An 18,971-nucleotide genomic window follows, 5' to 3' on the forward strand; every position below is an offset into this window, starting at 1 on the left:
GTGTCCACCCACCCCCGGGAACGCCGACGGGCCGGCCACCCGCAGGTGGCCGGCCCGTCGGACCGGTGGCCGGGCTCGCGCCCGGCCGGTCGGCTCAGTTGCCGGTGAGCTTCTCGCGGAGCGCGGCCAGGGCCTCGTCCGACGCGAGCGTGCCGGTCGCCTCCTGGGCCGGGGCCGAGGAGTACGAGGAGGACGAGCTCGAGGAGGACGACGAGGACGAGGTGCCGGCGTCGCCGCCACCCGCCGCGGCCTCCGCGTCGGCCTGGACGGCGTCCAGGACCTGCTTGCGGTGCGCCTCCCAGCGCTCGTGGGCCTTGGCGTACTGCGCCTCCCACGTCTCGCGCTGGGACTCGTAGCCCTCGAGCCACTCGTTCGTGGTCGGGTCGAAGCCCTCGGGGTACTTGTAGTTCCCCTCCTCGTCGTACTCGGCCGCCATGCCGTACAGCGCGGGGTCGAAGTCCTCGGAGGTCGGGTCGAAGCCCTCGTTCGCCTGCTTGAGCGACAGCGAGATGCGGCGGCGCTCCAGGTCGATGTCGATGACCTTGACGAACACGTCGTCGCCGACCTGGACGACCTGCTCCGGGATCTCGACGTGGCGCACGGCCAGCTCCGAGATGTGCACCAGGCCCTCGATGCCGTCCTCGACGCGCACGAACGCACCGAACGGGACGAGCTTGGTGACCTTGCCGGGGACGACCTGGCCGATGGCGTGCGTCCGGGCGAAGGCCTGCCACGGGTCCTCCTGCGTCGCCTTCAGCGACAGGGAGACACGCTCGCGGTCGAAGTCGACGTCGAGGACCTCGACGGTGACCTCCTGGCCGACCTCGACGACCTCGGACGGGTGGTCGATGTGCTTCCAGGACAGCTCGGAGACGTGCACGAGCCCGTCCACGCCGCCCAGGTCGACGAACGCACCGAAGTTGACGATCGAGGACACGACACCGGGGCGCACCTGGCCCTTCTGCAGGGTCTGCAGGAAGGTGGAGCGGACCTCGGACTGCGTCTGCTCGAGCCACGCGCGGCGCGACAGGACCACGTTGTTGCGGTTCTTGTCGAGCTCGATGATCTTCGCCTCGATCTCCTTGCCGACGTACGGCTGGAGGTCGCGGACACGGCGCATCTCGACGAGGGAGGCCGGGAGGAAGCCACGGAGGCCGATGTCGAGGATGAGGCCACCCTTGACCACCTCGATGACGGTGCCGGTGACGACGCCGTCCTCCTCCTTGATCTTCTCGATCGTGCCCCAGGCGCGCTCGTACTGGGCGCGCTTCTTGGACAGGATCAGACGACCCTCCTTGTCCTCCTTCTGGAGGACGAGGGCCTCGACCTCGTCACCGACCTTGACGACCTCGCCCGGGTCCACGTCGTGCTTGATGGAGAGCTCGCGGGACGGGATGACGCCCTCGGTCTTGTAACCGATGTCGAGCAGGACCTCGTCGCGGTCGACCTTGACGATGGTGCCCTCGACGATGTCGCCGTCGTTGAAGTACTTGATCGTGGCGTCGACGGCGGCGAGGAAGTCCTCGGCCGAGCCGATGTCGTTGACCGCGACCTGCGGGGTGCCGGGCTTGGCGGGGGTGGAGATGCTCATGTAGGGATGGGCTCCGATGCGGACATGAAGTAGTGGGAACGGGTTCGGCGGGGCGTCAGACGGCACGCCACACCGGCGAACACCTTACCGGTCCCGACGACAGCGGGTCAAAGCCACCCGGGCGCCGCGGTGACGGCTCCCGGGCGGCTCGGCGACCGGCTCGGCGACCGGCTGGCGACCGGCCGGTCACGCCAGGGCGCGGACCACCTGGAGCAGCTCGCTGGGGACCCGCTTGACCTTGCCCGCGATCTCCTGCAGCGGCACCAGCACGACCTCGTCGCCGCGCAGCGCGGTCATCACGTCGGTCTCGCCGCGGCTGATCGCGTCGATGGCGGCCACCCCGAACCGGCTGCCGAGGATCCGGTCCGCCGGCACCGGGCTGCCGCCGCGCTGCACGTGGCCGAGCACGGTGACGCGGGTGTCGAACCCGGTGCGCTGCTCGATCTCCGCCTTGACCCGCGCGGTGATCGCGCCGGCGACGATCTCGCCGAACTGACCGACCGGCGTCTCGTACGACATCGAGGTGCCCTCGGCGGGCACGGCGCCCTCGGCCACCACGACGATCGAGAAGTTCGCGTGCGCGCGGTGCCGGTGCTTGAGGAACTTGATGACCTTGTCGATGTCGAACGGCTCCTCGGGGGCCAGCACGACCTCGGCGCCGCCGGCGATGCCGGCGGTCACGGCGATCCAGCCGGCGCTGCGGCCCATCACCTCGACGATCATCACGCGGTTGTGCGACTCGGCGGTCGTGTGCACGCGGTCGATCGCCTCGGTCGCGATCCCGACCGCGGTGTCGAACCCGATGGACCGGTCGGTGCCCCAGACGTCGTTGTCGATCGTCTTGGGGATCGCGACGATCTTCACGCCCGCCTCGGCGACCTTCGACGCGGCGTGCAGCGTGCCGTCGCCGCCGATGCAGATGAGCGCCTCGATCCGCTCCGCCTCGAGCGTCGCGAGCACGGCGTCCAGCCCGCCGTCCGACGCGTGCGGGTGGAACCGCGCGGTGCCGAGCAGCGTGCCGCCGACGGGCAGCACGTTGCGGATGTGGTTGCGGCTCAGCGGGACGATGTCGCCGTCCACGACGCCGCGCCACCCGTTGCGGAAGCCGATGATCGAGTGCCCGTACTCCCCCTCCCCGCGCTTGACGACGGCGCGGATGGCCGCGTTCAGACCGGGGACGTCGCCCCCGCCGGTGAGCAGTCCGACACGCACGCTGGAGTCTCCTTCTCGAAGGTGGGGTGGCCGCGGCGCCCTCGCGCGGCGTGACCAGGCTATCCGTGCGCCGCGCGGGGGTCCGTGAGCCGGAGGTCCCGGGCGATTCGCCGGGCTACCGTCGTGCGGGTGACCGACGACAGCACGCCCGCGCTCGCCGCCGCGGGCTACCTCGATGTCCCCGCCGCCGCGACCGAGGGCGCCGGCCGGCGCTGGTGGGACGCGAACGCCGGCGACTACCTGGACGAGCACGGCGACTTCCTCGGCGCCGACGACTTCCTGTGGTGCCCGGAGGGCCTGCGGGAGTCCGAGGCACGGCTGCTCGGCGACGTCGCGGGCCGGCGGGTGCTCGAGGTGGGCGCGGGCGCGGCGCAGTGCTCGCGGTGGCTGGCCGCGCGCGGCGCGCAGGCCGTCGCGACGGACGTGTCCGGCGGGATGCTCGCGGCGGCGCGGGAGCTCGACCGCCGGCTGGCCGGCGACCCCGCGCGCGAGGCCGGGCCCGTCGCCGGGCGGGCCGCGACCGTGCCGCTGGTGCAGGCCGACGCGCGGGCGCTGCCGTTCCCGGACGCGTCGTTCGACGTCGTGTTCACGGCGTACGGCGCGATCCCGTTCGTGCCGGACGCGGGGCGGGTGCACGCCGAGGCGGCGCGGGTGCTGCGGCCGGGCGGCCTGTGGGTGTGCTCGGTGACGCACCCGGTGCGCTGGGCGTTCCCGGACGACCCCGGCGAGCGCGGGCTCACCGCCGACCGGTCCTACTTCGACCGGCGGCCGTACGTGGAGCGGGACGACCGCGGGCGGGTGCTGTACGCCGAGTACCACCGGACGATCGGCGACCACGTGGCGGACCTGGTCGGCGCGGGGCTGGTGCTGGACCGGGTCGTGGAGCCGGCGTGGCCGGACGACAACGACCGGACGTGGGGCGGCTGGAGCCCGCTGCGCGGACGGCACCTGCCGGGCACCGCGATCTTCGTGGCGCACCGCCCGGCGTAGCGCGCCCGGCGCCGCCGCGCGCCGAGGTCGTCGGTTCCGTCCCCGGACGGGGGTGCGGAACCGACGACCTCGGGCGGAACCGACGACCTCGCGCGGGACCGACGACCTCGCGGCGGTCAGTGGCCGGCGGCGTGCCAGCTCTCGCCGACGCCGACCGAGACGTCCAGCGGCACCGACAGGTCGTACGCCGACCCCATCTGCGCCCGCACCAGCGCCTCGACGGCCTCGCGCTCGCCCTCGGCCACCTCGAGCACGAGCTCGTCGTGCACCTGGAGCAGCAACCGGCTGCCGAGGCCCTGGGCGTCCAGCTCGCGCTGCACGCCGAGCATCGCCAGCTTGATGATGTCCGCCGCCGACCCCTGGATCGGGGCGTTGAGCGCCATCCGCTCGGCCGCCTCGCGGCGGACGCGGTTGTCGCTGGTGAGGTCGGGCAGGTAGCGACGGCGGCCCAGGATGGTCGCGGTGTACCCTGTCGCCCGCGCCTCGTCGGCCACGCCGGTGAGGTAGTCGCGCACCCCGCCGAACCGGTGGAAGTAGTCCTGCATGAGCGCCGCGGCCTCGGACACCTCGATCTTCAGCTGCTGCGACAGGCCGTACGACGACAGCCCGTACGCCAGGCCGTAGGACATCGCCTTGATCTTGGACCGCTGGGCGCTGGTCACCTCGTCGGTGGGGACGCCGAACACCCGCGAGCCGACGTAGGAGTGCAGGTCCTCCCCCGCCGTGAACGCCTCGATGAGGCCCTCGTCGCCGGACAGGTGCGCCATGATCCGCATCTCGATCTGCGAGTAGTCGGCGGTCAGCAGGGTCTCGTAGCCCTGCCCGACGACGAACGCCCGGCGGATCTGCCGGCCCGCCTCGGTGCGGATCGGGATGTTCTGCAGGTTCGGGTCGGTGGACGACAGCCGCCCGGTCGCCGCGATCGTCTGCTGGAACGTCGTGTGGATGCGGCCGTCGGGCGCCACCGAGCGCAGCAGGCCCTCGACGGTCTGCCGCAGCCGGATCGCGTCGCGGTGGGCGAGCAGGTGCTCGAGGAACGGGTGCTGCGTGCGGGCGAACAGGTCGGCCAGCGCGTTCGCGTCCGTGGTGTAGCCGGTCTTGGTGCGCTTGGTCTTCGGCATGTCGAGCTGGTCGAACAGCACCTCCTGGAGCTGCTTCGGCGAGCCGAGGTTCACCTCGCGCCCGATCGCGTCGTACGCCTCGCCCGCGGCGCGCTGCACCGCGGTGTCGTACTCCTTCTCCAGCGCCGACAGGTAGCCGGCGTCCGCCGCGATGCCGACGTGCTCCATCCGCTCGAGCACGCCCTCCAGCGGCAGCTCGACGTCCCGGAGCAGGTGGTCGGCGCCCCGGTCGACGAGCTGCTCGCCCAGCACGTCGACGAGGTCGAGCACGGCGGCCGCGCGCACCGCGCCGCGCGCGCCCTCCTGCGGCCCCTCCAGGTCGAGGTCGAGCGCGCCCTGGCCGGACTCGTCCGCCACCGCGCCCAGCTCCCGGCGCAGGTAGCCGATCGCGAGGTCGGACAGGTCGTAGCCGCGCCGGTCGGGCTGCAGCAGGTACGCGCCGAGCTCGGTGTCGAACTCCACGCCCGCGAGGGTCAGCCCGCGGCCGGCGAGCGCGTGCCAGCCCTCCTTCGCGGCGTGCAACGCCTTCGGCTGCGCGGGGTCGGCGAGCCAGGCGGCCAGCGTCGCCTCGTCGGCCGGGGCGATCTGCGCCAGGTCGTAGGCCACGGCCTCGCCGCCGGCCACCAGCGCGATGCCCCAGGCGTCCCCGCCGGCCGGGGACGCCGAGCCCTGCACGTCCACCGCGGTGCGCACGCCGGCGTGCCGCTCGAGCCACGCGGCCAGGCCGCCGTCGACGGGCGTCACGATGACCGGGCCCTCCGCGGGGCCGGCCACCTCGCCGACGCCGTCGTCCTCGCCCGAGAGCATCGCGAACAGCCGGTCGCGCAGGGTGCGGAACTCGAGCTCGTCGAGGATGGTGTGCAGCGCCTCGCGGTCCCAGGTGCGGGCGGCCAGGTCCTCCGGGCCGAGGGGCAGCTCCAGGTCGTCGAGCAGGCGGTTCAGCTGCCGGTTGAGCAGCACCTGGTCGAGGTTCGCGCGCAGCGACTCCCCCGCCTTGCCGGTGATCTTCTCGACGTTCGCGACGACGCCCTGCAGGCCGTCGTAGGTCGCGATCCACTTCGCCGCCGTCTTCGGCCCGACGCCCGGGACGCCGGGCAGGTTGTCGGACGACTCGCCCACGAGCGCGGCGATGTCGGGGTACCGCTCCGGGGGGACGCCGTACTTGGCCTCGACCGCCTCGGGCGTCATCCGCGCGAGCTCCGACACCCCCTTGACGGGGTACAGCACGGTCACCCGCTCGGTCACCAGCTGCAGGGAGTCGCGGTCGCCGGAGCAGATGAGCACGTCCATGCCCTCCGCCGCGCCCTGTCGGGCCAACGTCGCGAGGATGTCGTCGGCCTCGAACCCCGGCTTGTCCATGGTCGGGATGTGCATGGTCGCGAGGACCTGCTTGATGACCTCGACCTGGCCGCGGAACGCGTCCGGCGACGCGGAGCGGTTGGCCTTGTACTCCTCGTACTGCTCGGTGCGGAACGTGGTCCGCCCGGCGTCGAACGCGACCGCGACGTGGGTCGGCGCCTCGTCCCGCAGCAGGTTGGCGAGCATCGACACGAACCCGAACACCGCGTTGGTCGGCTGGCCGGTCGAGGTGGCGAACTTGTCGACCGGGAGGGCGAAGAACGCCCGGTAGGCCATCGAGTGGCCGTCGACAAGGAGGAGTCGCGTCGCGTCAGTCACGGGTGCCAACCTATCGGGCATGGCTGACACCGACCTGCCGCCCGCCGCCGCCGACGCGCCCCGCGCCGCCGAGGCGCCGCTGGGCTCCCACGTCCCGCCCGGCACGCTCATGGAGCGCATGGGCATCGAGATCCAGGAGGTGTCCGCCGAGCGCGCGGTCGGCACCATGCCGGTGGCCGGCAACGTGCAGCCGTACGGCCTGCTGCACGGGGGCGCGTCCGCGGTGCTCGCGGAGACGCTGGGGTCCTACGCCGCGAACGCGCACGCCGGGCCCGACCGGCGGGCGGTCGGCATCGAGCTGAGCTGCACGCACCACCGGTCGGCGACCGAGGGCGTGGTGACGGGGGTCGCGACCGCGGTGCACCGCGGACGGAGCGTCGCGACCTACGACGTGGTGGTCTCGGACCCGCGCGGCCGGCGGGTCTGCTCGGCGCGCCTGACCTGCATGCTGGTCGACGCCCGCGCCGACTGAGCGGCCTCGGTCGCCGTCACGGCGCGGCCCGCGCGGGCGCGCCGGCGGCGGGCGATCAGGTCGTCGAGCCCGGCGCGGGCCGGCCGGCGGCCGGGCTGCGGGGCGTCCGCGGACAGCTTGCGCTGCAGCACCTCGGTGCTGACCACGCGGTGCGCGGCGGCCGGGGCGAAGCCGAGCCGCGCCAGGAACCGGTGCATGCCCCGCGCGCCCGGCAGCGGGACCGCGAGCACGTCGGTCGCGCCGACGCGCTGCGCCTCCTCGACGACGCCGCCGAGCAGCGCGTGCCCGACGCCGCGGCGCCGCGCGCCCTCGGCGACGTAGACCGCCTCGATCGAGACCGCCACCTCGTCGGTGAACAGGCTGGGTCCGACGATCCGCGCGAGCACGAGGCCGCACACCTCGTCGTCCAGCATCCCGACCAGGCCGAGGGCGCCGGACTCGACGACGAGCGCGCCGATCTGGTGCCGGAGGCGCTCCGCGTCGTCGGTGCAGAGCTGGGAGCCGACCAGCGACTCCGAGCGGGCCGCGAGGCTCAGGGCGACGAGGGCGTCCAGGTCCTCCGGACGGGCGGGACGGACGGCGACGGGCGAACGCACGGTACGACGACCTCCTCGAGCTGATCGGGCGCGGCGACCTCGACGTCGCCGCGATCCTGCTGCGCCCCCCGCGGCATCGCCCGATCATGGCGCACGACCAGGGCGTCTGCCTAGTCGCGGCCGGTCCGCGACCCGCGTCCCGGGTGCGGAGGCGCAGGTCACCGCGCGGCACCGTGGCGAGCCTCACTCCCCCGGGTGAACGCTGCTCCGTCCGGGCGGCGGGCGGGAGGCGGACGGGACGGACGGCGGGAGCCCGACGGCCGGCGCTCCCGCGGCCGCACTTCGGGCACGGCGCGCAGGCCGTGAGCACGCCCCGCGCACGCCGACGTGACGAATCGGACACGTCGTACGGCGCGCCGACGTGACGTGCGTCTCAAACATGCTTGTAATCGGCCCGAAACGCAGCATCCCTACTGTCACGCCAACCACTCGCGGCCATGCCTGACCCTCCGCGAGCCCGCTGCCGACAGGTCGGCACGACGCCGACCACGACCGGACGGAGGACCAGGTGCGCCGAGTCGCGACCAGGGACCGTTCCACCGCCGGGGCGCCCGCCGCCCTCGGCGTGCTCCTCCTCGCAGTTCTCTTCCTCCTCGCCGTGCCGGGCACCGCCCGCGCGGCGGTGGCCGGCTGCGTCGCCGACGCCGCGACCGGCTGCATCAACGGCACGATCCGCACGGCGGACCAGCAACCCGCGGTCGGCGTCGTCCTCGACGTCGAGGGGCCGGGCGGGACGACGCAGGCCACCACGGACGCGGAGGGCCGCTGGACGGCGGCCGTCACCGAGGCCGGTGAGTACACCGTCACCCTCGACGAGGCCACGCTGCCCGCCGGCGAGAGCCTGCGGAACCCCGACCAGAACCCGCGCACCGTCACGGTCGCGCTCGGGTCCTCCACTGGGGCGCTGTTCCCGCTGGGCGCCGCGGCCGCGGCCGGTGGCGGAGGCTCCGACGAGGACCCCGACGCCGCCCCCGACCCGGAGAGCACCGCGCCCGCGGAGGACGCCGGCGAGGTCGGCGCCCCGGTCGGCGCCTCCGAGTCGGGGTCGTTCTCCTGGGGCCGGCTCGCGCAGCAGGCCACCAGCGGTCTCGTGTTCGGCGTGCTGCTCGCCCTCGCCGCGGTCGGCCTGTCGCTGATCTACGGCACCACCGGCCTGTCGAACTTCGCCCACGGCGAGCAGGTCACGCTCGGCGCGATCGTCGCGTACCTCGCGGTGCAGTCGTTCGGGCTGCCGCTGCTGGTCGCCGGCGTCGTCGCGGTGCTGGTCGGCGCGGCCTCCGGCTGGCTGCAGGACGCGGGCATCTGGCACCAGCTGCGCAAGCGGCGGGTGGGCACGACCCAGCAGATGATCGTGACCATCGGCCTGTCGATGGCGCTGCAGTACACGTACCAGTTCTTCTTCGGCGGCGGCGCGCTGCGCATCGTCACCACGACGCCGACCATGCTGACGCTCGGGCCGGTCCGGATCAGCGCCACCTCGCTGTGGTCCCTGCTGATCGCCGTCGTGGTGCTGGCGGGGGTCGCGTACTTCCTGCTCGGCACCCGCATCGGCCGCGCCACCCGCGCGGTGTCCGACAACCCGGCCCTCGCGGCGGCCTCGGGCATCACCGTCGAGCGCGTCGTCCGGCTCGTGTGGGTGCTCGGCGCGGCGCTGGCCGCGCTCGGCGGCGTGCTCATGGGCCTCTACCTCAACGCGACCTCGTGGAACATGGGCGGCGCGCTCCTGCTGCTGATGTTCGCCGCGGTCACGCTCGGCGGCCTCGGGCAGGCGTTCGGCGCGCTGGCCGGGTCGATCGTCATCGGCCTGGTCGTCGAGATGTCGAACCTCGTCATCCCGAGCGACATGCGCTACGCCGGCGCCCTGCTCATCCTCATCCTCGTCCTGCTGCTGCGGCCCCAGGGCATCCTCGGCCGCGCCGAGCGGATCGGTTAAGGAGCCGACATGGACTGGTCCCGCATCCTCGTCAACGTCGCGGGTGAGATCTTCGCCCCGACGACCGCCGCCTACGCGCTCGCCGCCATCGGCCTCAACGTGCACTTCGGCCTCACGGGCCTGCTGAACTTCGGCCAGGCCGGGTTCATGCTGCTCGGCGCGTACGGCTTCGCGATCTCCACCATCGCCGGCTGGCCCCTGTGGGCCGCCGTCCTGGTCGCGATCGCCTGCGCCGCCGTGTTCGGCCTGCTGCTCGGCATCCCGACCCTCAAGCTCCGCGGCGACTACCTGGCGATCGTCACGATCGCCGCCGCGGAGATCGTCCGGCTCGTCGGCCGGTCGACCGCCCTCACCGACCTGACCGGCGCCTCGTCCGGCCTGCGCGGCAACTCGTACAAGGACACGTTCCAGGACGCCTCACCGCTCCCCGACGGGACGTTCGCCCTCGGGCCGTTCGAGTACGCGATGAACGCGTCGAACTCCTGGTGGATCCGCATCGTCGGCTGGGCGGTCGTGGCGCTGGCGTGCCTGCTCGTCTGGCTGCTGATCCGCAGCCCGTGGGGCCGGGTGCTCAAGGGCATCCGCGAGGACGAGGACGCCGTGCGCTCGCTCGGCAAGAACGTCTACTCCTACAAGATGCAGGCGCTGGTGCTCGGCGGCGTGATCGGCGCCGTCGCGGGCATCATCTACGTCCTGCCACGCGCCGTGCAGCCCGACTCCATGGGACGCCCGATGACCTTCTTCATCTGGACGATCCTGCTGCTCGGCGGTGCCGCGACCGTGTTCGGGCCCGTGCTCGGGTCGATCATCTTCTGGGTGTCGCTCATGCTCATCAAGTCGGTCATGCGCGCCGGGGTGCCGGAGTCGATCATGCGCACCGAGCAGATCGAGCAGTTCGGCTGGATCATCGTGGGCGTCACGCTGATGCTCCTGGTGATCTTCCGGCCACAAGGCATCCTCGGCGACAAGAAGGAGCTGGCGATCGATGTCCGCTGACCTCCCCCGGGGCCACGTCCCCGCCGCCACGCCGCACGCCACCACCTCGTCCGGCCGGGACCGCGTCACCGCCGACCTGGCGCACGTGGCCCACACGCCCGGCGTGGCCAAGCCCGACGCGATCGTCGTCGCCGACAAGGTCACCCGGCACTTCGGCGGCATGACCGCCGTCGACGTCGGCCACCTCGAGGTGCAGCGCGGCGCCATCACCGCGCTCATCGGGCCGAACGGCGCCGGCAAGACGACGCTGTTCAACCTGCTCACCGGGTTCGACAAGCCGTCGACCGGCACCTGGTCGTTCGAGGGCCGCTCGCTGTCCGGGGTGTCCGCCGCGCGCGTCGCCCGGTCCGGCATGGTGCGCACCTTCCAGCTCACCAAGGCGCTGTCCCGGATGACCGTCATGGAGAACATGAAGCTGGGGGCCACCGCGCAGCCCGGCGAGAACCTGTTCACCGCGCTCGTCCCGCCGCTGTGGAAGGCGCGCGAGAAGGAGATCACCGAGCAGGCCGAGGAGCTGCTGGTCCGGTTCAAGCTCGACGCCAAGCGCGACGACTACGCCGGGTCGCTGTCCGGCGGCCAGCGCAAGCTGCTCGAGATGGCGCGCGCGCTCATGTCGAAGCCCACGATGGTGATGCTCGACGAGCCCATGGCCGGCGTGAACCCCGCGCTCACCCAGTCGCTGCTCGGGCACATCCAGGCGCTGCGCGAGGACGGCACCACGGTGCTGTTCGTCGAGCACGACATGCACATGGTCCGGCACATCTCCGACTGGGTCGTGGTCATGGCCGAGGGCAAGATCGTCGCCGAGGGCCCGCCCGAGGACGTCATGGCCGACCAGGCCGTCATCGACGCCTACCTCGGCGCGCACCACGACACCGACCTGGGCGACGACGCGCTGCTGGACGACGGCAGCATCGAGCAGCTCGAGGCCGAGGAGCAGGCGAACCAGGCGGCGGCCGCGGCCGCCGCGACCACCGAGGAGGGCTCGCGATGAGCACCACCGCCGTGCAGGGGTCCGACCCCTCGACCGTCCACCGCGGCGCGCCCGCCGGGGAGCCGCTGCTCGCGGCGACCGACCTGGTCGCCGGCTACGTGCCGGGCGTCAACATCCTCAACGACTGCAACCTGGTCGTGCACCCGGGCGAGCTCGTCGGCATCATCGGCCCGAACGGCGCCGGCAAGTCGACGCTGCTCAAGGCGCTGTTCGGGCTCGTGACCATCCGGTCCGGCTCGGTCGTGCTCAAGGGCGAGGAGATCACCAACCACCGCGCCGACTCGCTCGTGCGGCGCGGCGTCGGGTTCGTCCCGCAGACGAACAACGTGTTCCCGTCCCTGTCCATCCAGGAGAACCTCGAGATGGGGCTGTTCCAGGCCCCGAAGCGGTTCAACGAGCGGTTCGACTTCATCGTCGACCTGTTCCCGGTGCTGGGTGAGCGGCGCAAGCAGCGCGCCGGGTCGCTGTCCGGCGGCGAGCGGCAGATGGTCGCGATGGCCCGGGCGCTCATGATGGACCCGTCCGTGCTGCTGCTCGACGAGCCGTCCGCCGGCCTGTCCCCCGTCCGCCAGGACGAGACGTTCCTGCGCACGCGCAAGATCAACAAGGCCGGGGTGTCGATCGTCATCGTCGAGCAGAACGCGCGGCGCTGCCTGCAGATCTGCGACCGGGCGTACGTGCTGGACCAGGGGTCGAACGCGTACTCCGGCCCGGGGCGGGAGCTGATGAACGACCCGAAGGTCATCGAGCTGTACCTGGGCACGCTGGCGACGGACGTGGAGGCCGCCGCGGCGGCCGACCGGCCGGCGCCGGCCGGCCCGGCGGCGGGCGGCCCGGCGGCAGGCGGCCCGGCGGCGGCAGGCGGCCCGGCGGCAGGCGGCCCGGCGGCTCCGCCGGCTCCGCCCGCGGCGGGCTGACCGCCACGGCCTGAGCGCCCCGCGCGGCGCGCCCGCGCACGCCGAGTGGGCACCGGACACGTCGAGTGGGCATCCCCTGGATGCCCACTCGACGTGTTGCGTGCCCACTCGGCGTGGCCGCGGCGGGCGCGGCCCGGCTCGGGCCCCAGCCGCCGAGTGTGCAACCGACACGTCGAGCGAGCGTCCCGCGGACCCTCTCTCGACGTGTCGCGCGCACACTCGGCGCGAGCCGACCCGCCCGGCAGCCCTGCCGGCGCCGGCGCCGGCCACGCGCGTGCGCGCGACCGGCGGACGCGCCACGGCCGCGAGAGAGCACGAAACACGTCGAGAGAGCATCCAGTGGATGCTCTCTCGACGTGTTTCGTACTCGTTCGGCGAGGGTTGCCGGGCGCGCCGGGACGGTGCGATGGCCAGCGCCGGGCGCGCCCCGGGGTTCTCAGCGCGCGGTCAGGCGGGCACGCGCTCGTGCGGGTGGCCGTGCTCGTCCGCGCGCGCCCTCGCGGTCGTGGCCGTCGGCGTGCTCGCCGTCGTGGCGCGAGCACGTGATCGTGGCCGTCGGCGTGGTCGTGCTCGGCGTGCACCTGCGCTGCTCGCGCTCGTGGCCGTCAGCGTGCTCGCGGCTGGAGCCCTAGGCGTGCACGTGGTCGTGGCCGTCAGCGTGCTCGCGGTGGGAGCCCCAAGCGTGCGCGTGGTCGTGGTCGTGCGCGTGGTCGTGGTCGTGCGCGTGGTCGTGGTCGTGCGCGCGGTCGTCATCGTGCGCGTGGTCGTGCGCGTGGTCGTCATCGTGCACGTGGTCGTGCGCGTGGTCGTGGTCGTCGGCGTCGAACGGGGGCATGCCGAGGCGCGCCCGGACCTCCGGGCGTCGCAGCGGCGGGACCGTCGCGGGTGGGCGCCGGCGCTCGGGCAGCTCGTCGAGCAGCCGCGTGACGATCGCGGCGATCTCGTCGACGGCGCGGTCCAGCGGCTCGGCGGTGGCGGCGCTCACCGACTGCACGCCGGTGACCTTGCGGACGAACTGACGGGCCGCGGCCACGATCTCCTCGTCGGTCGCGGCGGGCTCGAGGCCCCGCAGCGTGGTGATGTTCCGGCACATGCCGCCCACGGTAGGACGGCGCCCGCGCCCCGGGAAGACCCCCGCCCGGTCCGGTCAGCCCGCGGCCTGCGGGACGCCCTGCTGCACCTGCCACCGGTTCCCGTCGGGGTCGGCGAAGAACAGGAACCGCCCCCAGGGGAAGTCCTGCACCTCCCCCGGGTCGACCCCGCGGCCGATGAGGTCCGCCCGGGCGGCCTCGATGTCCGTGACGACGAGCAGGAGCCCCTCGAGCGACCCGGGGGCCATCTCGGTCAGCCCGGTCCCGATGGCGATGGACGCCGCCGAGCCGGGCGGCGTCAGCTGCACGAACCGGATGCCGCCGCCGACCTCGTGGTCGTGGTCGAGCACGAAGCCGGCGCGCTGGGTGTAGAAGTCGATGGCCCGGTCCACGTCGGAGACGGGCACCTGCACGAGCTCCAGTCGGTAGTCCATGCCCGGACGCTACGCCCGACCCCCGACACGACCCCTCGCCCGCCGCGCATGATCCTCCCGGGCACGACCGAGGGCCCGGGACGCCGCACGCGTCCCGGGCCCTCGTCGCCCGGTGGCCGGTCCCCTGCCCCGGCCGGAGGCTCAGGCTCTCGTCACTCGCCGACGGAGCCCTCGACCGCCTTCACCCAGACGTTCTTGTTGTCGGCGCCGTACTTGTACACGCCGATGAACGCGGACGACGGGTCGTTGTCCTCGTTGAACGGACCCACGCCGGCCTGGCCGACGTACTGGATGTCCTCGCCGGCGTCGATCATCTCGACGCAGTCCGCGTACGAGGTGCACTCCTCGCCGCCGTCGGCGCCCGACACCGCGGCCATGTTGGCCTGGATCGTGGCGCCGTCGGTGCCGCCGCCCTTGACCGCGGCGAGGGCGGCCAGCACGGTCGCGTCGTAGGACTCGGGCCCGTAGGCGAAGTCCGTCAGCGCCGGGTCGACCTCCTTGAGGCGGGCCTGGAAGTCGTCGCTGGGGAACGCGCCCGGGATCGTGCCCTGCGCGCCCTCGAGGGTGCCCGGGTCGAAGTCGGCGGAGTAGTCGGCCGTGTTGCCGTCGACCATGTAGATCGTGGCCGGGTCGACGCCGGCGGCGACGAGCTCGGGGATGATCTGCTTGGTCTGCTCGAACGCGAGCACGACGACCGCGTCGGGGCTGGTGGCCATGAGCGCGGTGACGTCGGTCGCGAAGCTGCTCGCGGCCGGGTCGAACTCCTCGCCCTCGTTGCCGTAGACGACCGTGGCACCGGCGTCCTCGACCGTGGTCTTGACGACGTCGCGCAGCGAGGTGCCGTAGTCGTCGTTGAACACGAGGATGCCGACGTTCGCGTGGCCGTCGCCGGTGATGAGGTTGCCGAGCGCGGCGCCCTGCACGGTGTCCGGCGGCGCGGTGCGGAAGTAGAAGTCGGAGTAGCCCGACAGCGACGTCGCGGTGTTCGCCGGGGAGATCTGCACGATCTCGGCGCCGGTGATGTCGTCGACGACGTTGAGCGTCACGGAGGACGACGCGGCTCCGACGATGACCTGGACGTCCTGCGAGATGAGGTCCGTCACCGACTGGGTCGCGACCTCCGCGTGGTCGGCGTCCGAGGAGTCCGCGTGGATGACCTCGACGTCCGAGCCGAGCACGCCGCCGGCCTCGTTGATCTCCTGCACGGCCAGGTCGACGCCGGCGATCTCCGGCGGGCCGAGGTACGCCAGCGTGCCGGTCTGGGGCAGCAGGGTGCCGATGATCAGCGGGCCGGCCTCGCCACCCGCCGTCTCGTCGCCGCCCGACCCGCTGTCGTCGTCGCTCCCGCACGCGGTGAGCACGAGCGCGACGGCGCCGGCGAGGGCCGCCGCCTTGACGGCGTGTGTCGTACGAATCATGCGTGGTACTCCTGTCGGTGAGTACTGCCTGCCGGGAGCCCCGGCCGGATGCCGGGGGTCGTGCCACCGGCGGTGTGTGGCCGTGAAGGTATGCGCCCCGTGTGTCCGCCGTGTGTCGTGCGTGTCACACCGGATGACCGGTGCCGAACCGTGACCTTCCCTCGGGAAGACGCGGATCGTGGCACGACACGCCGATGTCGTGTGGCGTGGATCACATCGTGGACGCGACGGGCGCGCGGCCGCACCGACAGCACGGGGCCCGGCCCACCGTGCGGTGGACCGGGCCCCGTGTGAGTCAGGACGTGGCGGGGGTCAGGAGGCGCCGCCGCCCACCTGGTCGATGACGGCGTCCGCGACCTCGCGCATGGTGAGGCGGCGGTCCATCGACGTCTTCTGGATCCAGCGGAACGACTCCGGCTCCGTCAGGCCCATCTTGGTCATGAGCAGGCCCTTGGCGCGGTCGACGCGCTTACGGGTCTCGAACCGCTCGGCCAGGTCGGCGACCTCGGACTCGAGGGCCGTGATCTGCGCGTAGCGGGAGATCGCGATCTCGACCGCCGGCAGCAGGTCCGCCGGGCTGAACGGCTTGACGACGTAGGCCATCGCACCGGCGTCGCGGGCGCGCTCGACCAGCTCGGTCTGCGAGAACGCGGTGAGCAGCACGACGGGCGCGAGGTGCGCCTTCGCGATCCGCTCGGCCGCGGAGATGCCGTCGAGCACCGGCATCTTGACGTCCATGACGACGACGTCCGGCTTGAGCTCGGTCGCCAGGGCCACCGCCTGCTCGCCGTCGCCGGCCTCGCCGACCACGTCGAAGCCCGCCTCGCGGAGCGTCTCGACGACGTCCATGCGGATCAGGGCCTCGTCCTCGGCCACCACGGCGCGGCGGGCCGGCTTGGCCGACGCCTCGGGCGCCTGCTCGGCCGTCCGGGCCTGGGGGATCTCGAGGTCGAGGGTGGGGTCGGCGGCGTTCTCGTCGCCGCTCGGCGTCGCGTCCTGGGTGCTCACGAGGAGAGATTCTAGGACCTCGGGCGCTTCCGGCGCGTCCTCGGACCTGTGAACCTGCGCACGCCGACCACTCGGTAGCGAATGACGCGCGGACCCGGCGCGCCCCCGGCTCGCCTCAGGCCGTGCCCCCGGCTCGCCTCAGGCCACGCCCTCCACCGCGAGCGGGGCGTGCGGCCGGCCCGCCGTGGACCGGTCCCGCAGCCAGCGCGCGAACGCCTCCGCCGGCATCGGCCGTGCGTGCAGGTACCCCTGCACCCGGTCGCAGCCGAGCTCGCGGAGCAGCTCCTCGGTCTCCCGGTCCTCGACGCCCTCCGCGACCAGCCGCAGGCCCAGGTGGTGCGCGAGCTCCACCGTCCCCGCCACGATCGCGCGCGTGCGCGGGTCCGCGAGCGCCCGGGCGGTGAACGAGCGGTCGAGCTTGAGCTCCTCGGCGGGCAGGTCGTTGAGGTACGCCAGCGACGAGTACCCGGTGCCGTAGTCGTCGATGCTCAGGCCGATGCCCAGGTTCGCCAGGCGGTGGGTCATCTCGACCGCGCGGTCCGGGTCGTGCATGAGCGACGTCTCGGTGATCTCCAGGACGAGCCGGTCCGCCGGCAGGCCGGAGCGCGCCAGCGCCCCCTCCACGACGCCCACCAGCCCGGGCTCCTCCAGGCACGAGGTCGAGAGGTTCACCGCGACCCGTACGGGCTGCCCCTCGGTGTCCCACGCGGCCGCGGCGCGGGCGGCCTGCTCGAGCACCTCGGCGGTCAGCCGGCCCATGAGCCCGTGCTCCTCGGCGAGCCCGAGGAAGACCGCCGGCGGGAGGACGCCGCGCTCGGGGTGCTCCCAGCGCACCAGCGCCTCCGCCGCCACGACCCGTCCGTCGTCGAGGTCGACCTGCGGCTGCAGGTGCACCGCGATCCGGCCGTGCCCGGCCCGCCGGTCCCCGCCCGCGGCCCGCCGGTCCCCGCCCGCGGCGTGCCGGTCGGCGCCGGGGGCGCGCCGGTCGTCGCCGAGGGCGTGCCGCAGCGCGTCGACCAGCCGGCGCTCCTCGTGCGCCCGCGCGTCCGACTCGCGGTCGTAGAGCCGGACGCCCCCGCCGGCCTGCTTGGCGTCGTACATCGCCGCGTCCGCGCGGCGCAGCAGGCCGGCGGCGTCGCGAGCCCCGACGGCCGTCGTGGCGACGCCGATGCTGGCCTCCAGCCGCACGACGCGGCCCTCGACCCCGATCGGCCGCGTGAGCTCGCGCAGCAGGTCGCGCGCGATCGCGACCGCCGTCTCGGCGTCCGCGTCGTCCAGCGCCACCGCGAACTCGTCGCCGCCGAGCCGGGCCACGACGCCGCGCCCGCCCACCGCGCCCTGCAGCCGCGCGGCGGCGGACCGGATCACCCCGTCGCCGACCGCGTGGCCGAACCGGTCGTTGACCTCCTTGAACCGGTCCAGGTCGACGACGAGGAGCGCGCCACGCGGCCGGGAGGCGAGGGCGCCCGCCTGCTCCACGAGCGCCCGCCGGTTGGCCACGCCGGTCAGCGGGTCGGTGCGGGCCTCCTGCCGCACGGCCGCGAGCTGGGCGAGGTCGGTGACGAGCCGCAGCACCCGCGCGCCGCCGCCCACCGCGGCGACCGCCGCGAGCACCGACGACACGGGCTGGTCGCCGGGCACGAGCGCGTCGACGACCAGGATCCCGACCCCGGCGCCCATCACGACGACGGCGCCCGACGTGGTGTCCTCCGACGCGGCCTCCCGGGGCGGCAGGGCGCGCGCCCGCCCGACCCGGAGCACCGCGAGCAGCAGCACGAGCGCGGCCCAGCCGGCGACCACGACCGACCGCGGCGCGGTGGTGGGGCCGACGAGCAGCGCCGCGGCCTCGACCGACGCCACCGCCGCCAGCCCGGCCGCGAACGCCCAGGCACGCAGGTCGCGCCGCAGCCCGGCGATCGTGACGATCGTGCCCGCGGTGCCGAGCGCGACGAGCAGGGCCGCGAGGCGCACCAGCCCGAGCTGCGCCGCCCACCACGCCTCGCTGCCCGGGTCGGCGCGCACCAGCAGGTTGCCGAGCGCCAGCAGGGCCGCCGCGGCGCTCACCCCGTTGAGCCAGTCCCCCGGGTCGGACAGCTCGGTGCGGATCCGGTTCCAGTGCACCAGGCCGTGGTAGAGCGCGGCGGCCGTGAGCGCGGCGCCCGCGGTGAACGCGACCCCGCGCGGGCCACCCGTGGCGGCGACGACCGCCTCGCCGCCGAGCCCGGCCGCGAGGCCCCACGCCGCCACGCCGATCCACCGCCAGGTGACGTGGTCGCCGTCGCGGTGCCGCGCGGCGCCGCCGAGCAGCCCGCCGGCGAGCGCCGCGCCGGCCGAGGCCGCGGCGGTGAGGGTGACCGACGCGGTGCCGCGGAGCACGAGCGCGGCGGCGGCGAGCGCGGCCGAGACGCCGAGCAGGACCGCGGTGCGCGTCCGCCGGCGGGTCACGCGCGGGGGTGAGGTGGTCGTCATCGGCCTTCCAGGGCAGGGGGCCGTCGCGACCACCGCGCTACGCCGGGCCGTG

Annotated in this window: 15 protein-coding genes; 6 read left to right on the top strand and 9 right to left on the bottom strand. The window is 74.1% G+C overall.

Annotated features, from left to right (window positions below; genetic code table 11):
* Nucleotides 1-94: 94 nt before the first annotated feature.
* Nucleotides 95-1,591, bottom strand: coding sequence for a 30S ribosomal protein S1 (rpsA, locus tag Cpa01nite_RS04920; RefSeq protein ID WP_203667632.1), 1,497 nt, complete (start codon nucleotides 1,589-1,591; stop codon nucleotides 95-97).
* 186 nt (nucleotides 1,592-1,777) lie between these two features.
* Nucleotides 1,778-2,803 (bottom strand): 6-phosphofructokinase, encoded by a 1,026-nt coding sequence (locus Cpa01nite_RS04925; RefSeq protein ID WP_203667633.1) that lies wholly within the window; start codon nucleotides 2,801-2,803, stop codon nucleotides 1,778-1,780.
* 129 nt (nucleotides 2,804-2,932) lie between these two features.
* Here Cpa01nite_RS04925 and Cpa01nite_RS04930 point away from each other — a divergent pair, with 129 nt between their 5' ends.
* Nucleotides 2,933-3,793, top strand: coding sequence for a class I SAM-dependent methyltransferase (locus Cpa01nite_RS04930; protein WP_203667634.1), 861 nt, complete (start codon nucleotides 2,933-2,935; stop codon nucleotides 3,791-3,793).
* A 116-nt stretch (nucleotides 3,794-3,909) separates the two neighbouring features.
* Here the strand turns inward: Cpa01nite_RS04930 and polA are convergent, their stop codons facing one another.
* Entirely contained in the window at nucleotides 3,910-6,612 is a 2,703-nt protein-coding gene (polA, locus tag Cpa01nite_RS04935) for a DNA polymerase I (protein WP_203667635.1), read from the bottom strand.
* On the opposite strand from polA, the gene Cpa01nite_RS04940 reads away from it, so the two are divergent.
* Entirely contained in the window at nucleotides 6,611-7,063 is a 453-nt protein-coding gene (locus Cpa01nite_RS04940) for a PaaI family thioesterase (RefSeq protein WP_203667636.1), read from the top strand. The two genes, polA and Cpa01nite_RS04940, sit on opposite strands and share 2 nt — an antisense overlap.
* On the opposite strand, the gene Cpa01nite_RS04945 is transcribed toward Cpa01nite_RS04940, so the two are convergent.
* Nucleotides 6,976-7,659, bottom strand: coding sequence for a GNAT family N-acetyltransferase (locus tag Cpa01nite_RS04945; protein WP_239068535.1), 684 nt, complete (start codon nucleotides 7,657-7,659; stop codon nucleotides 6,976-6,978). The genes Cpa01nite_RS04940 and Cpa01nite_RS04945 overlap by 88 nt on opposite strands.
* Nucleotides 7,660-8,167: 508 nt before the next feature.
* Here Cpa01nite_RS04945 and Cpa01nite_RS04950 point away from each other — a divergent pair.
* The 4 genes from Cpa01nite_RS04950 to Cpa01nite_RS04965 are packed head-to-tail and all read left to right on the top strand — an operon-like array spanning nucleotide 8,168 to nucleotide 12,499.
* On the top strand, nucleotides 8,168-9,592 hold the full coding sequence (locus Cpa01nite_RS04950) for a branched-chain amino acid ABC transporter permease (protein WP_203667637.1): 1,425 nt from the start codon (nucleotides 8,168-8,170) through the stop codon (nucleotides 9,590-9,592).
* Between the two features lie 9 nt (nucleotides 9,593-9,601).
* Nucleotides 9,602-10,588, top strand: coding sequence for a branched-chain amino acid ABC transporter permease (locus tag Cpa01nite_RS04955; protein WP_203667638.1), 987 nt, complete (start codon nucleotides 9,602-9,604; stop codon nucleotides 10,586-10,588).
* Nucleotides 10,578-11,582, top strand: a complete 1,005-nt coding sequence (locus Cpa01nite_RS04960) for an ABC transporter ATP-binding protein (RefSeq protein WP_203667639.1) — start codon at nucleotides 10,578-10,580, stop codon at nucleotides 11,580-11,582. Before Cpa01nite_RS04955 ends, Cpa01nite_RS04960 begins: the two co-directional genes overlap by 11 nt.
* A complete protein-coding gene (locus tag Cpa01nite_RS04965) occupies nucleotides 11,579-12,499 on the top strand; it encodes an ABC transporter ATP-binding protein (RefSeq protein WP_203667640.1) in 921 nt (306 codons plus the stop codon). Before Cpa01nite_RS04960 ends, Cpa01nite_RS04965 begins: the two co-directional genes overlap by 4 nt.
* A gap of 628 nt (nucleotides 12,500-13,127) precedes the next feature.
* Here Cpa01nite_RS04965 and Cpa01nite_RS18965 read toward each other — a convergent pair.
* The 5 genes from Cpa01nite_RS18965 to Cpa01nite_RS04990 form a co-directional block, all read right to left on the bottom strand.
* Nucleotides 13,128-13,592, bottom strand: coding sequence for a DUF2277 domain-containing protein (locus Cpa01nite_RS18965; protein ID WP_203667641.1), 465 nt, complete (start codon nucleotides 13,590-13,592; stop codon nucleotides 13,128-13,130).
* A 54-nt stretch (nucleotides 13,593-13,646) separates the two neighbouring features.
* Nucleotides 13,647-14,024, bottom strand: a complete 378-nt coding sequence (locus Cpa01nite_RS04975) for a VOC family protein (protein ID WP_203667642.1) — start codon at nucleotides 14,022-14,024, stop codon at nucleotides 13,647-13,649.
* A 152-nt stretch (nucleotides 14,025-14,176) separates the two neighbouring features.
* Nucleotides 14,177-15,442: an ABC transporter substrate-binding protein gene (locus Cpa01nite_RS04980; protein ID WP_203667643.1), complete on the bottom strand. Its 1,266-nt coding sequence runs from the start codon at nucleotides 15,440-15,442 to the stop codon at nucleotides 14,177-14,179.
* 312 nt (nucleotides 15,443-15,754) lie between these two features.
* Nucleotides 15,755-16,384, bottom strand: a complete 630-nt coding sequence (locus Cpa01nite_RS04985; RefSeq protein WP_239068543.1) for an ANTAR domain-containing response regulator — start codon at nucleotides 16,382-16,384, stop codon at nucleotides 15,755-15,757.
* A gap of 204 nt (nucleotides 16,385-16,588) precedes the next feature.
* Nucleotides 16,589-18,919: a putative bifunctional diguanylate cyclase/phosphodiesterase gene (locus Cpa01nite_RS04990; protein ID WP_203667645.1), complete on the bottom strand. Its 2,331-nt coding sequence runs from the start codon at nucleotides 18,917-18,919 to the stop codon at nucleotides 16,589-16,591.
* Nucleotides 18,920-18,971: the final 52 nt, after the last annotated feature.

Origin of the sequence: Cellulomonas pakistanensis (assembly GCF_016862755.1) — a bacterium.
In the GTDB taxonomy this organism is placed as follows: domain Bacteria; phylum Actinomycetota; class Actinomycetes; order Actinomycetales; family Cellulomonadaceae; genus Cellulomonas; species Cellulomonas pakistanensis.